This window comes from Pseudomonas sp. GL-B-26 (assembly GCF_019947405.1).
GTDB lineage: Bacteria > Pseudomonadota > Gammaproteobacteria > Pseudomonadales > Pseudomonadaceae > Aquipseudomonas.
In genome coordinates, this window is the sequence record NZ_JAGYGJ010000009.1 from 26381 (window position 1) to 40043 (window position 13663).

The 13663-nt window shown below is 59.0% G+C and carries 17 protein-coding genes; 9 read left to right on the plus strand and 8 right to left on the minus strand.

Annotated elements, in window-relative coordinates; genetic code table 11:
• The first annotated feature begins 24 nt into the window (after nt 1-24).
• Nucleotides 25-879 carry a LysR substrate-binding domain-containing protein gene (locus KGB23_RS07945; RefSeq protein ID WP_134099215.1) on the plus strand — a complete coding sequence of 285 codons (855 nt, stop codon included), beginning with the start codon at nt 25-27 and terminating at the stop codon, nt 877-879.
• On the opposite strand, the gene KGB23_RS07950 is transcribed toward KGB23_RS07945, so the two are convergent.
• Nucleotides 869-1603: a sulfite exporter TauE/SafE family protein gene (locus tag KGB23_RS07950; protein ID WP_223430588.1), complete on the minus strand. Its 735-nt coding sequence runs from the start codon at nt 1601-1603 to the stop codon at nt 869-871. The two genes, KGB23_RS07945 and KGB23_RS07950, sit on opposite strands and share 11 nt — an antisense overlap.
• A 127-nt stretch (nt 1604-1730) precedes the next feature.
• Between KGB23_RS07950 and KGB23_RS07955 the strand changes: the two genes are divergently transcribed.
• The 4 genes from KGB23_RS07955 to KGB23_RS07970 all read left to right on the plus strand — a co-directional run bounded on the left by KGB23_RS07955 (nt 1731) and on the right by KGB23_RS07970 (nt 4969).
• Complete coding sequence (locus KGB23_RS07955) at nt 1731-2687, plus strand: LysR family transcriptional regulator (protein WP_223430589.1); 957 nt, start codon at nt 1731-1733, stop codon at nt 2685-2687.
• 69 nt (nt 2688-2756) lie between these two features.
• On the plus strand, nt 2757-3218 hold the full coding sequence (locus tag KGB23_RS07960) for a MarR family winged helix-turn-helix transcriptional regulator (protein WP_223430687.1): 462 nt from the start codon (nt 2757-2759) through the stop codon (nt 3216-3218).
• Between the two features lie 280 nt (nt 3219-3498).
• On the plus strand, nt 3499-3918 hold the full coding sequence (locus KGB23_RS07965) for an organic hydroperoxide resistance protein (protein ID WP_027925717.1): 420 nt from the start codon (nt 3499-3501) through the stop codon (nt 3916-3918).
• Between the two features lie 34 nt (nt 3919-3952).
• Nucleotides 3953-4969 (plus strand): alpha/beta hydrolase, encoded by a 1017-nt coding sequence (locus tag KGB23_RS07970; RefSeq protein ID WP_223430590.1) that lies wholly within the window; start codon nt 3953-3955, stop codon nt 4967-4969.
• 186 nt (nt 4970-5155) lie between these two features.
• On the opposite strand, the gene KGB23_RS07975 is transcribed toward KGB23_RS07970, so the two are convergent.
• Together KGB23_RS07975 and earP are read right to left on the minus strand one after the other, a co-directional pair.
• The gene (locus KGB23_RS07975) at nt 5156-5725 is read right to left on the minus strand and encodes an elongation factor P (protein WP_028619992.1); all 570 of its coding nucleotides are present in this window, start codon (nt 5723-5725) and stop codon (nt 5156-5158) included.
• Nucleotides 5726-5773: 48 nt separating this feature from the next.
• Nucleotides 5774-6916, minus strand: coding sequence for an elongation factor P maturation arginine rhamnosyltransferase EarP (gene earP / locus KGB23_RS07980; RefSeq protein ID WP_223430591.1), 1143 nt, complete (start codon nt 6914-6916; stop codon nt 5774-5776).
• Nucleotides 6917-7040: 124 nt separating this feature from the next.
• On the opposite strand from earP, the gene KGB23_RS07985 reads away from it, so the two are divergent.
• Together KGB23_RS07985 and KGB23_RS07990 are read left to right on the plus strand one after the other, a co-directional pair.
• Nucleotides 7041-7451 carry a hypothetical protein gene (locus KGB23_RS07985; protein ID WP_095128926.1) on the plus strand — a complete coding sequence of 137 codons (411 nt, stop codon included), beginning with the start codon at nt 7041-7043 and terminating at the stop codon, nt 7449-7451.
• A 14-nt stretch (nt 7452-7465) separates the two neighbouring features.
• Entirely contained in the window at nt 7466-7948 is a 483-nt protein-coding gene (locus KGB23_RS07990; protein WP_046047528.1) for a GreA/GreB family elongation factor, read from the plus strand.
• Nucleotides 7949-7957: 9 nt separating this feature from the next.
• Here the strand turns inward: KGB23_RS07990 and cysB are convergent, their stop codons facing one another.
• The 5 genes from cysB to KGB23_RS08015 all read right to left on the minus strand — a co-directional run bounded on the left by cysB (nt 7958) and on the right by KGB23_RS08015 (nt 11950).
• Nucleotides 7958-8932 carry an HTH-type transcriptional regulator CysB gene (cysB, locus tag KGB23_RS07995; protein ID WP_008148549.1) on the minus strand — a complete coding sequence of 325 codons (975 nt, stop codon included), beginning with the start codon at nt 8930-8932 and terminating at the stop codon, nt 7958-7960.
• A gap of 149 nt (nt 8933-9081) precedes the next feature.
• Nucleotides 9082-9585, minus strand: coding sequence for a universal stress protein (locus KGB23_RS08000; RefSeq protein ID WP_008148547.1), 504 nt, complete (start codon nt 9583-9585; stop codon nt 9082-9084).
• Between the two features lie 94 nt (nt 9586-9679).
• The gene (locus KGB23_RS08005) at nt 9680-10585 is read right to left on the minus strand and encodes a 5'-nucleotidase (RefSeq protein ID WP_223430592.1); all 906 of its coding nucleotides are present in this window, start codon (nt 10583-10585) and stop codon (nt 9680-9682) included.
• Between the two features lie 25 nt (nt 10586-10610).
• Nucleotides 10611-11567, minus strand: a complete 957-nt coding sequence (locus tag KGB23_RS08010; protein WP_223430593.1) for a putative 2-dehydropantoate 2-reductase — start codon at nt 11565-11567, stop codon at nt 10611-10613.
• Nucleotides 11564-11950, minus strand: coding sequence for a thioredoxin family protein (locus KGB23_RS08015; protein ID WP_223430594.1), 387 nt, complete (start codon nt 11948-11950; stop codon nt 11564-11566). The genes KGB23_RS08010 and KGB23_RS08015 overlap by 4 nt, the downstream gene beginning before the upstream one ends.
• Between KGB23_RS08015 and KGB23_RS08020 the strand changes: the two genes are divergently transcribed.
• A complete protein-coding gene (locus tag KGB23_RS08020) occupies nt 11949-12392 on the plus strand; it encodes a PilZ domain-containing protein (RefSeq protein WP_046047532.1) in 444 nt (147 codons plus the stop codon). The two genes, KGB23_RS08015 and KGB23_RS08020, sit on opposite strands and share 2 nt — an antisense overlap.
• Before the next feature lie 182 nt (nt 12393-12574).
• The gene (locus KGB23_RS08025) at nt 12575-13651 is read left to right on the plus strand and encodes a 3-deoxy-7-phosphoheptulonate synthase (RefSeq protein WP_095128921.1); all 1077 of its coding nucleotides are present in this window, start codon (nt 12575-12577) and stop codon (nt 13649-13651) included.
• The last annotated feature ends 12 nt before the right edge of the window (nt 13652-13663 follow it).

The window sequence follows — 13663 nt, forward strand, 5'->3', positions numbered from 1 at the left end:
GTAATACATCTCGGAGATTGATGAATGTCTGCCTACCCGAGTATCGACACCGAAGTGCTGCGCACCTTTGTCGCCATCGCCGACCAGGGCGGCTTTACCCGCGCCGGCGAGTTGGTCAACCGCACTCAATCCGCCGTGAGCATGCAAATGAAGCGGCTGGAAGAGGATGTGGTGCAGCGTCAATTGTTCCAGCGTGATGGACGGCAGGTGCGGCTGACGGCTGAGGGCCAGGTGCTGCTGGGTTATGCCCGGCGCATCCTCAAGTTGCACAGTGAGGTGTTCAACACGTTGCGTGAGCCGCACATGGTCGGCATGGTGCGCATTGGCACGCCCGACGATTACGTGATGCGTTTTTTGCCGGGGATTCTGCGACGATTTGCCCAGACGTATCCGCTGATCCAGATCGAAGTGCACTGCGAATCATCAAAACAATTGCTGCTACGCCAGGACCTGGACTTGACCATCGTCACCCGCGAACCGGGCAACGAGATCGGCCAGTTGTTGCGCAAGGAGCATTTTGTCTGGGCCGAGGCGCAATGCTTCAGCGCTCATGAGCAAACGCCGCTGCCACTGGCGATGTTCAACAGTGATTGCTTCTGCAGGCTGTGGGCCTGCAATGCGCTGGACGCCATGGGTCGCGATTACCGCGTGGCGTACAACAGCGACAGCCTGTCGGCGATCATGGCGGTGGTCAGCGCCGGACTGGCCGTCACCGCGCAACTCGAAAGCCTGATCACGCCCGACATGCGCATACTCGGTGAAGCCGAAGACCTGCCGATTCTGCCCGAGGCCAGCATTATGCTGGTGCGCAACCTGCACAACCCGTCGCCGATCACCGAGTGCCTGGCCGAACACATCGTCGAAGGCTTCAAACTTTAAGGGCGAGCATCACCGCGCAGAACACCAGGAAACCGCAGAACAACCCGCGCAGCAGTCGCTCCGGCAGTGCGTGGGCGATTCTCACACCCCAGCTGATGCTCATCAGACCGCCGACCGCCAAGGGCAGGCCGATCATCCAGTCCACCTGATGGTGCACCGCGTAAGTCACCAGCGTGACACCCGTGCTCGGCAACGCCAGCGCCAGTGACAAACCCTGCGCAACCACCTGACTGGTGCCGAACAGGCTGGTCAGCACCGGCGTTGCCACCACCGCCCCGCCCACGCCAAATAACCCGCCCATGGTGCCGGAGGCGGCACCGAGCACGCCCAGCCATGGCCATGAGTAATTCATCTGCGCAGATGCCGGCGCGTTGGCGGCGAACATTCGCACCAGGTTGTAGGCCGACAGGGCAATCAGGAACGCGACAAATCCGACGCGCATGGTTTGCGCATCAATGCCCACCGCCCAGATCGAACCGATCCAGGCAAAACAGAACCCCATCGACGCCAATGGCAGCGCATGGCGCAATTCAATCCGGTTGCGCTGGTGGTAACGCCACAGCGCCAGCATCACGTTGGGCACCACCATCACCAGCGCCGTGCCTTGGGCAATCTGCTGATCGAGGCCGAACAACACGCCCAGCAGCGGGATCGCAATCAAACCACCACCAATGCCGAATAACCCACCGAGGGTTCCCAGGGCGGCGCCAAACACGAGGTACATCAAAAACTCAATCACAGGCGATTTTCCCTTCACGTCAGGCTATTCATCCTACGCAGTCGGCGCTGGCGGGGAAACGCACAGCAACGCACAATGGCTGTGCCAACTTCGCACAAGCGCTGACACCACCATGAACCCCAATCAATTGACCGAACAACTGGGTCTGTTCCTCGACGTGCTGGAAACCGGCAGTTTTTCCGCCGCGTCCCGCCGCCACCCGCTGACCCCTTCGGCGGTGGCGCGGCGAATCGACAGCCTGGAAAACGCCGTCGGCAGCCAGTTGTTCATTCGCAGCACCCACGCGGTGCGCGCAACCCCGGCGGGTTTGGCATTTGCCGAGCGCGCGCGGCGGATCGTGGCAGAACTGCGGCTGGCTCGGGCTGAGGCGGTATCCTTGAGCAGCGCACCGGAAGGCTTGATTCGGATCGATGCACCGGCAGCGTTCGGGCGGCGACATCTGGCGCCGGTGATTGCCGACTTTCTGATGCTCTACCCAGGCCTCGATGTGCAGTTGCACCTGATCGACAGTTTCGTCGACATGCAGGGTTTGAATCTGGGCAAGGTCGATCTGGTGCTGCGCGCCGGACAAATGGCCGATACCCGGCTGGTGGCCACGCCGCTGGCGAGTATGGTGCGCATTGCCTGCGCCAGCCCCGAGTATTTGCAACGGCGTGGTGTGCCGACCGATCCGGCGCAGCTGATTGAACACGACGGGCTCGACTGGGATGGCCTGGCTCCGCCGTTCGCCTGGCGCTTCGAACGGGGCGGGCAGATGCACTTGCACCGCCCGGCGCGCATCCGCATGAGTGCCAACAATGCCGAGGCCTTGGTCTGCGGCGCATTGGCCGGGCTGGGTATCGCACACTTGCCAACCTGGTTGACCAGCGAATACCTGTTACGCGGTGAACTGCTTCCGCTGTTCTGCGAACACGGCCTGCCACCACCGGAAACGACCGGCATTTATGCCTTGCGCCTTGAGCAACAACCCAATCCCCGCAGCCGCTTGTTGCTGGAGTACCTGAAAACCCGCTTCAGCCCGATCCCGCCGTGGGATCTTGCGCTGCAAAGTACTCTCGACCGGCACTAGGCTAGAATTGTCTGGTGCATTAAAGATTTGCCCGCTAGATTTATGACGATCACTGATCAAGGCTTCGAAATGACCACCGAGCGCAACACCCCGGATAACTACGAAGAGCTGCTGCTGGACAACCAGATCTGCTTCGCCCTGCATTCCACTTCGCTGCTGATGACCAAGGTCTACAAGCCGCTCTTGCAAGCGCTGGGCCTGACTTATCCGCAGTACCTGGCGATGATGGTGTTGTGGCAAAAGGATGGCTTGACCGTGGGTGAAATCAGCGCGCAACTGCTGACCGATCCTGGCTCACTGACACCGCTGCTGAAACGCCTGGAAGTCGAAGGCCTGCTCAGTCGCACCCGCAGCCGCGAAGACGAGCGGGTGGTGATTGTCGAGCTGACCGAGAAAGGTCGTGCGTTGCGGGACAAGGCCCGTGACATTCCGCAGTGCATCCTCGCCGCCAGCGGTCAGACGCTGGAGCATCTGCAGAAGCTGCAAAACGAACTTCAAGAGCTGCGCAGCAATCTGCGAGACAGCCTGTAATCTTCAAACCACCACAAATCCCCTGTGGGAGCGAGCTTGCTCCCACATTTGTTTTGTGGTGTCCCTTCCGGCCTCGTTCCCCCCGTAAAAAAATTCCTCGCTGAAAATCCTGCTGCAACAGCTCTAGCTCAACACATCTAATCTACGCCCGCCCCTGAAACCAAAATTTCTTCAAAAATTTATCTTGCGCGCTAAATATTCGCGAGCTACATTTATTTCGCACTTACTTAGCGCGCAAACATTTAGCGCAAAACACCAGAATCCGAATGAGGCTCACAGCATGCAAACTCTCTACACCGCAATCGCAACCTCCACTGGCGGCCGTGATGGTCGTGCGGTTTCCAGCGACAACATCCTCGACGTCAAACTCGCCACCCCAAAAGAACTCGGTGGTGCCGGCGGGGCAGCGACCAACCCTGAGCAACTGTTCGCAGCCGGTTACTCCGCCTGCTTCATCGGCGCACTGAAATTCGTCGCCAGCCAGACCAAACGCACCATCCCGAACGACGCTTCGATCACCGCCCACGTCGGCATCGGCCAGATCCCTGGCGGTTTCGGCCTTGATATCGACCTGCACATCAGCTTGCCGGGACTTGAACAGGCCGATGCACAAAGCCTGGTCGACGCTGCACACCAGGTCTGCCCGTACTCCAACGCCACCCGTGGCAACGTCGATGTGCGCCTGCACGTTACCGTCTAACCGCTGATTCCCAGGCCCGAACCAGGAAACGAACATGCGCACTTTCAGTAAAGTCTTGACCGGTACCCTTCTCGCCTTGTCCATCCACAGCGCGTTCGCAAGTGAGGGTGTTGAACACAACACCCAGGCGTTCCTCGACGTTCTGAACGCCGGCACCGGCAAACCGATGGAACAACTCACGCCTAAAGAAGCCCGCGCCGTGCTGGTCGGCGCGCAGGCCGGGGTGAAACTGACGCTGCCAAAAGCTGATGTCAGCGAGAAGACCATTCAAGTCGACGGCCAACCGCTCAACCTGACCATCGTCCGGCCCGCCGGGGTCAAAGGTCCGCTGCCAGTGTTCATGTTCTTTCACGGCGGTGGCTGGGTGCTGGGGGATTTCCCGACCCACGAGCGTCTGGTTCGGGACTTGGTTACCGGTTCGGGGGCGGCGGCGGTGTTCGTCAATTACACCCCGTCACCGGAAGCGCATTACCCGGTGGCGATCAACCAGGCTTACGCCGCAACCCAATGGGTGGCCGAGCACGGTAAAGAGATCAACGTCGACGGCAAACGTCTGGCCGTGGCCGGCAACAGCGTCGGCGGCAACATGGCGGCAGTGGTTGCGCTGATGGCCAAAGACAAGGGCACGCCGGCGATCAAGTTCCAGGTGCTGCTGTGGCCGGTGACTGACGCCAGCTTCGAGACGGCGTCCTACAACCAGTTTGCCGAGGGGCACTTCCTCACCAAAAACATGATGAAGTGGTTCTGGGACAACTACACCACCGACGCCAAGCAGCGTAACGAGATCTATGCCTCGCCGTTGCGGGCGACCGCTGCGCAACTCAAGGGCCTGCCACCTGCCCTGGTGCAAACTGCCGGCGCCGACGTGTTGCGCGATGAAGGTGAAGCCTACGCCCGCAAACTCGACGAGGCTGGGGTGCCGGTCACTGCAGTTCGCTACAACGGCATGATCCACGACTATGGTTTGCTCAACGTGGTGAGCCAGGTGCCAGCGGTGCGCTCGGCGATGCTGCAAGCCTCCGAAGAACTCAAACAACACCTGAAGAAATAACGCAGTAAAAATGTGGGAGCGGGCTTGCTCGCGAAGGCGGTACATCAGTCAACATTATTGTCGACCGACACACCGCTTTCGCGAGCAAGCCCGCTCCCACAGGGGGTTTGCAGCATTCCCCAAGATATCGGCAGGTACAAAAAAGCCCGACTCAATGGTCGGGCTTTTTCATTCCTGAAGCAGTGCTTATTTAGCACGGCCTTTGTAGGAACCGCCTTCGCGGGTATCGATTTCGATCTTGTCACCGATTTCGATGAAGTCAGCAACTTGCAGCTCAGTACCGTTGCTCAGCTTGGCAGGCTTCATCACCTTGCCGGAAGTGTCGCCGCGAGCCGAACCTTCGGTGTAGTCAACTACACGCACGATGGTGGTCGGCAGTTCTACGGAAACCAGACGCTCTTCGAAGAAGATCGCTTCGCAAACATCGGTCATGCCTTCTTCAACGAAAGGCAGAACGGCTTCGATGTCTTCAGCGTTCAGCTCGTACATGGTGTAGTCGGTGGTGTCCATGAACGTGTAGGTGTCGCCGCTGATGAAGGACAGGGTCGCTTCTTTGCGGTCGAGGATTACGTCGTCCAGCTTGTCGTCGGCGCTGTAAACGATCTCGGTCTTGTAACCGGTCAGCAGGTTTTTCAGCTTGGTCTTCATGATTGCGCTGTTACGACCAGACTTGGTGAATTCAGCTTTCTGAACCAGCCAAGGATCGTTTTCGAGACGGATCACGGTACCGGGTTTCAGTTCTTTACCAGTTTTCATTGCGAATATCCGAATTTGGATGGGATTTACAAAAATCTAGGCCGCGTATCATATCCAATTTACATAAAACTGTACCAGCGCTGCGGCAAGATCTGCCTGCAAAGCCTGTTCCAGACACCACGCTTCGGCGTGTTTTTGCAGTTCTGGCCAGTGTTTTCGGGTCGTTTGCCAGTGCCCGGTCATATTGTCACCCGCATTCCACGCCCGCCAAAGACCGCTGATCGCCTCGCGGGCAGGCTCGGACAGGCCGTTGGTGTACAGAGCGAGGAAGGCATCGAGCTTGTCCAGGTGGATGTCTTCGTCCTGCTGATAGATGTGCCAGAGCAGCGGCCGGCCCGCCCATTGGGCGCGGACAAAGGAATCTTCACCGCGCACGGCATTGAAATCGCAGCACCAGAGCAGGTGATCGTATTGATCCTGTCGGACGAACGGCAGCACTTGCACGGTCAATTCACCGCGCACATGCAGCGCGCCGGCCACCAGACCGTCCACACCGAGCCAACGTTCGACATCCCCAAGAATCCGACCTTCGGGCACCAGCAGATGAGTGGGCGTCGAGTCGGCAGCCATTGCCTCGAGCCAACTGGCCAGCCCGTTATTTTCGTAGGCAAACAGCGAGATCAACTGCGAACCTTGCGCGCGATCAATCCCTAAACCTTGCAGGAATTCTCGCTGAGCCTCGGGATTTTGCTGAAACTGCTGACGACGCTCCAGCAATCCGCTTTCACGCAGCAAGCCACCGGTGCCCTTCTGAAACCCCGGAAAGAAGAAGAATTTTTGTACGCTCTTGTATTTCACCGACGGCAAGCCGTGGCAGCCGACGATCCAGTCCTCGGCACTCAGATAGTCGAGATTCATCCACAGCGGCGGTTTTTCCCGCTCGGCCATGGCCTCCATGTAAGCACTCGGCAATTGGCAGGCGAACGCGGCGATCACCACATCAGCGGCTTCAGTGGGCTGCCAGTCGGCCGTCCACTGACGCACTTCGACGCCCTGCTGCCATTGCTGTGAGGCGTTGATGTCGATTTCCGGGCACAAGCGCTCGAAGGCCCGCAGATCATCGACCCACAGACGCACCGTCATCGAATGTTCGGCCACCAGTTGTCGGGCCAGACGCCAGGTCACGCCGATGTCGCCAAAGTTGTCGACCACCGCGCAGAAAATATCCCAGCGGGCTTTCATTTCACGCATTCCAGGCTCCCGTTGGCAAAGGCGCCGATTGTCCTCATAAATTACCCCGTGCAGAAGAGCCGACGGCGATTAATCTTCATGCGACAATCGCCACTCGCCCGCGACCATCCGCCAGGAGGCAGCCATGCCCTATCGTCCCAACCCGCGCCGCCCGTTGCCGATCCAGCTCAACGCCTTGCAATTGACCGGCAGCATTGCCCTGGGTGTGTGGCTGGGGTTTATCGCGATCGCGCTGACGTGCTGGCTTGCCTCCCGACTGTTGTTCAGCGAGCAGCTGGCGCCCGTGGCAGAGGCCGTGCAGCAACTGGCCAAACCACCGGTGGTGGTGCAACCGGTGCCGGACATTCCACCGCAGAGCCCGTTGTTCGAACAGTACGAAGAGAACCTGCGCAAAAACGAGCAGCAGCAACGAATGGATCAGGCCCGCAGCACCGGCCGCAATCTGTCCAACCCGAAATGCCAGTTCTGGCTGCAACAGGACCAGACTGCGCCGAGCGAAAAAAGCCGCGCCAACGTCCTGCAATTCTGCGATTGATCAAGAAGCTCTCTATGCACAAGCCGACCGTCCACCAACTGATTCTCGACAAGCTGCGGATCGACCTCGACATCGCCGAGCGTGCTGCACAAACCGCTTACGAAACCGCGACCCACGAAGAAAACATCGCCGAGAACAAGTACGACACGCTGGGTCTGGAGGCGTCTTACCTGGCAGCCGGGCAAGCCAGACGGGTGGAGGAAATCAGACAGTCACTGACGCTTTGTCAGAACCTGACGCTGCGCCCTTACGACGATCAGCGCGGTATTGAAGTCGGTGCCCTGCTCGGTCTGGAAGACGAAAAGGGTCGTGAGCAATGGTTGTTTCTGGCCCCCGACGCGGCGGGTTTGAAGGTCGACCTTGTGGGGCAATGGATTACCGTCATCACCCCTCGCTCACCGCTGGGCAAGAGTCTGCTGGGCAAGTTCGAAGGGGACGAGGTGGAGATTCTGGTGGCAGGTGCTCGGCAACAGTTTTCTGTTACCGAGGTGGTTTAACGCGGGAGATTAATGCACCGGCAGTTCGACGCCGTCGAACAGCTCTTCCAGTTCCTGCTTGTTGTGGCACTGGATGGCCTTGGCCATGACTTCGCGGGTCAGGTGCGGGGCAAACTTCTCGATGAAGTCGCACATGAAGCCACGCAGGAAGGTGCCGCGACGGAAGCCGATTTTAGTAATGCTGGATTCGAACAAGTCGCTGGCATCAAGCATGACCAGGTCGCTATCGAGTTTGGCATCGACCGCCATTTTCGCCACGATGCCCACGCCCAGACCCAGACGAACGTAAGTCTTGATCACGTCGGCGTCGGCGGCGGTGAACACCACTTTCGGCGTCAGGCCGCGATGGCTGAACGCTTCGTCGAGCTTCGAACGGCCGGTGAAACCGAACACGTACGTCACGATCGGGTATTCGGCCAGGGCTTCGAGGGTCAGCTTCGACAGCTTGGTCAGCGGATGGCCCTGAGGCACGACCACGCAGCGGTTCCAGCGATAGCACGGCATCATCACCAGATCACCGAACAGTTCCAGCGCTTCGGTGGCGATGGCGAAATCCACGGTGCCGTCAGCGGCCATTTCAGCGATCTGCATCGGCGAACCCTGGTGCATGTGCAGGGCCACGTCCGGGTATTGCTTGATGAAATTGCTGATCACCGGTGGCAACGCATAACGCGCCTGGGTGTGCGTGGTGGCGATCGACAGGGTGCCTTTTTTCTCGTTGGAGAATTCCTGGGCGATCTGCTTGATGCTTTCAACCTTGCGCAGGATCTCGCCGGCGGTGGTGATAATTCGCTCGCCGGCCGGGGTGACGCGGGTCAGGTGCTTGCCGCTGCGAGCGAAAACCTCGACCCCCAATTCGTCTTCCAGCAGACGGATCTGCTTACTGATGCCCGGTTGCGACGTGTAAAGGCTTTGGGCTGTAGCGGAAACGTTGAGGTCGTGGTGCGCCACTTCCCAGATGTAGCGCAATTGTTGAAGCTTCATATGAATCCCTCAAAGCAGGTAGACGCCACGGGCATCAGCGACGGTATATAACTATATTAATGGTTTGAAGAATAAATCTAGAACTTTTTTATCAAACTGCCACTATTCGTGTTCTGGTGTCCTGCCTCGTGAATACGCGAGGCAGGACACTAACGATCCCCCTGGCGACGACGTTCCACCAGCGGCACCAGATAGACCGGCACCCGTGACAGTTGCAACACCCGCGCTGCAGTCCGGCCCAAAGGCGTTTCCGCGCCAGCACCATGGCTATGACTACCTACGATCAACAAATCCACGGAGAGTTTCTGCGCCTGGTCGAGAATCACCTGCGACGGATCGCCCTGAAGCACCCGTACTGCTTTGATCCGCTCCAGGTCCTGCTCCCCTTCATCCCCCAATTCTTCACGAAAGCTGTCGAGCACCCGCTGCTCGATATTGGCAATCACCGTATTCAGGCCCTGACTGTGAAACTCATTCAACGACTGCTCATCGAGGTAACTCTGAAGCACCGACTCGGCAAACAGCCCCATCGGTTCAACGGCGTGTACCACGTAGAGATCGGCATTGAATGTGCGCGCCAGCGCCAAGGCATGCTGCATTACCAAAGGTGCGTACAGGCCGAGGTCAGTGGCGTACAACATAGAATGAATCATATGACCTCCTCGAGTGCCGACATGGCGGAGATTGATTCAGCTTAGCAGTGCCTTGGCGAGTACGACGTTTCGCGTAACGCGTTGAACCGTGGGCTTAAACCTTTTGCTCGTTGCTTATGCCATGCGGCACGTGGCCGGTGGCGACCACCTCGCGGGCCAACTCGCAATGACCGGCCTGATCGTCGAAAAACACGTCGGCGGCAAAGGCTTCAAGAAATGCCGACTTGGTCAGGCCGCCGAGAAACAGCGACTCATCCAGACGAATGTCCCATTCGCGCAAGGTACGGATCACTCGCTCATGGGCGGGCGCCGATCGCGCCGTCACCAGCGCGGTGCGGATCGGACAGGCGTCTTCCGGGAACTCGCGCTGCAACAGATTGAGGGCGGCGAGGAAGCCTTTGAACGGCCCACCGCGCAAAGGCTCGCGGGCGGCTTCACGCTCGCTGGCCTGAAACGCTTCCAGACCACCGGACTGATAGACGCGCTCCGATTCGTCGGAAAACAGCACCGCGTCACCATCGAAGGCAATGCGCAATTCATCACTGGCCGCACGGCTGGCGCCACCCGACAGAATGGTCGCTGCGGCGAACCCGGCATCCAGTGCACTGCGCACGTCTTCGGCATGCGTCGAGAGAAACAGGTCGCAGCCAAACGCTTTGAGGTACGGATAAGGACTGCGTCCGCCGACAAACGCCGCGCGGGAAATCGCCAGGCCATAGTGGTGGATCGAATTGAACACCCGCAGGCCGGTGTCGGCACTGTTGCGCGACACCAGGATCACCTCGACCCGGGCGCGGCCAAGGCTGGAATTAAGGTTGAGAAGTTTCTGCACCAACGGGAATGCATCACCGGGTTCGAGGATCTCGTCTTCGTGTTCGATCTGATATTGCCGATAGGCTTCAACGCCGCTCGACAGATAGACCTTGTGGCTTTCGCTCAGGTCGAACAGCGCACGCGAAGAAATCGCCAGCACCAGTTTGTCGTCGATAGTCTTTGCCATGCCCTTCCCCCTCAGGATGATCGACTCAGGTGTTACGTCGATCGATAAAACTCAAACTGCGATACAAGGCTTCGATTCGCGGCAACTCGCACCCTGCGGCCTTCGCTGCGGCCAGTGGCCGAGCGTAAATCGCATCCAGCTCAAGTGGTCGTTTGTGCAGAAAATCGTGGTACATGCTCGGCCAATAGTCCGGCATTTTCTCGGTGACCATGAACAGATGATCGGCATAACCGGCCGGTACGTCGTGACCGCAGGCGATTGCTCCCTGAACCACTTCCGCCATCAGAGCCTTGATCAGTTCCCGACTGTCGGCATCGGCCATCAACGGCGTGGTGCTTGCCCCGAGCAGCACCGACAGACCGTTGTAGGGGATATTCCAGACCAGTTTTTGCCAGCGCGCCTGATGCAGGTTCGCCATGGCCTGAGAGTCGATGCCGGCGTCGCGGAACAGCCCGGCGCCCTCCTCGACAATCGCCATGCGCGCCTGCTCATCGGCTGCCGGGCCACTGTGATAGCCAACATTCACCGCGCCGAGCGCCTGATGAGTGATGATGCCTGGTCCGTCGCGATGAACGCAGATATAGCAGAGCCCACCGAGCACGTGCAGCGAATCGGGGAGCAACGCTCGCAGACTGTCTTCAACGTCCAGGCCATTTTGCAGCAACAACACTTTGGCATTCGGTGCCGCGGCTTGAATGATCGTCGGTGCCAGCTGCGCGTTACTGGTGGTTTTCGCGCCCACCAACAACCAGTCACAGGGCGGCATGTCTTCGGCACTCGAATAGGCCTGAACCGGATTCAACGTCAGCGCGCCATGCGTTGCACTGTCGAGCTGCAACCCACGCTCGGCCACCGCTGAGAATTCACTGCGTAACAGAAAATGCACATCGAAACCGGCACGCGCCAGCATCAACCCGTAGAACCCGCCGATCGCGCCGGTTCCGATAATACCGATTGTCGGTTTGGTCACTGCCCCCATCATGGCAACTCCTCTGCAATTCGACTCAACGCCTGGCCCACGGCTGCATTGAGCTCGGTGCGAGTCAGGCGCGATTTTAGTGCCCCGAAAAATTCACCGTCGCGCACTACAAACAGCGCCGGCAAATAAAAAACCTGATAACGCTCGACCACCCCGCCATTGTTCCCGGCATCGATCCAGCACAGCCGATCGACGTCCAGATCGAGTCGTGGCAATTGCTCACGGGCAAAACGGCAACTGGCGCAGCCGACGCTGGTGAAAATGACCAGCGACACACCGCTCATCGCCAGCAGCCGTTGGTCGGCGTCGAAATCAGTCAGTTCCGATTCGACCACTATACTGGGTGAAACAATGTCAGATGGCCGACACATGGAGTCCGTGTTCATGGGACGTTTTATTCCTCACCCTGACGATGTGCCCGTCGAATTAACGTTGCTCAAACCTGAGTGTATTTCACGGCAACAGCTGCACACTATCAGCCTCGGGGGCATGGCTTGCAATTATCACCGGGCGTGGCGCCACGGTACGGCGCTGGAAATACGCATGCCGACCTTGAACCCCGACATGCGTTTTCTGGGCTATGTGGCCTGGTGCCTGCGACGCAAACGCGGTTATCTGGTAGGCATTGCCTTTGTTGACGAACAGATGATGTTCAGTGCCCGGATGGGCGAGCAGGTGTGTCAGATCGAACGTTACTGCCGCCTGCATGACGCGCATGACGATCTGCAGGAAACTCAGGCCCTGGCCCTCGAATGGGTCCAGGAACATGCCGACGAGTTCTCTCACGACACGGTTCGCAAGGCATTTGTGCAGGTTGTGCTGGATTAACAGGGGCATCCTCAATGGGTTTCCCCTCGGAAACTAATTGAGAATGCCCCTTAAACCGGTGTCTGCCCATTGTCGAGCCACGGTGTAACGCGCTAAGGTTCTGCTCCCCGACGCGCTTAATTTGCTGTGCTCCGCCGCGCGGGTTCGCTGGCGGCCGGCACCCGTGACCTGACGAGTAAACGATGGCTGATTTACCGATCAACGACCTAAACGTCGCTTCCAACGAGACGCTGATCACTCCGGATCAGCTCAAGCGTGATATCCCTCTGAGCGACGCTGCCCTGCGCACCGTCACCAAGGGCCGCGAAGTCATTCGCAACATTCTTGATGGCACCGACCACCGCCTGTTTGTTGTCATCGGGCCTTGCTCGATCCACGACATCAAGGCTGCCCACGAATACGCCGAGCGCTTGAAGACGCTGGCGGCCGAAGTGTCCGATACCCTGTATCTGGTCATGCGCGTGTATTTCGAGAAGCCACGCACCACCGTCGGCTGGAAAGGTTTGATCAACGATCCGTACCTGGACGACTCCTTCAAGATTCAGGACGGCCTGCACATCGGTCGTCAATTGTTGCTGGACCTGGCCGAGATGGGCCTGCCGACCGCAACTGAAGCCCTCGACCCGATCTCCCCGCAGTACTTGCAGGACCTGATCAGCTGGTCGGCCATCGGTGCGCGCACCACCGAATCCCAGACTCACCGTGAAATGGCCTCCGGCCTGTCCTCGGCAGTCGGCTTCAAGAACGGCACCGACGGCGGCTTGACGGTCGCTATCAACGCCCTGCAATCGGTTTCCAGCCCTCACCGCTTCCTGGGCATCAACCAGGAAGGTGGCGTGTCGATCGTCACCACCAAGGGCAATGCCTACGGTCACGTGGTACTGCGCGGTGGCAACGGCAAGCCGAACTACGATTCGGTCAGCGTCGCGCTCTGCGAGCAAGCGCTGAACAAAGCGAAGATCAAGCCGAACATCATGGTCGATTGCAGCCACGCCAACTCCAACAAGGACCCGGCCCTGCAACCGCTGGTGATGGAGAACGTCGCCAACCAGATCCTCGAAGGCAACCAGTCGATCATCGGCCTGATGGTCGAAAGTCACTTGAACTGGGGCTGCCAGGCGATCCCGAAAGACCTCGCCGACCTGCAATACGGCGTGTCGATCACCGATGCCTGCATCGACTGGACCGCCACCGAAAATACCTTGCGCAGCATGCATGCCAAGCTCAAGGACGTGCTGCCGAAACGCGATCGCAGCTGATCACTTTTCGCC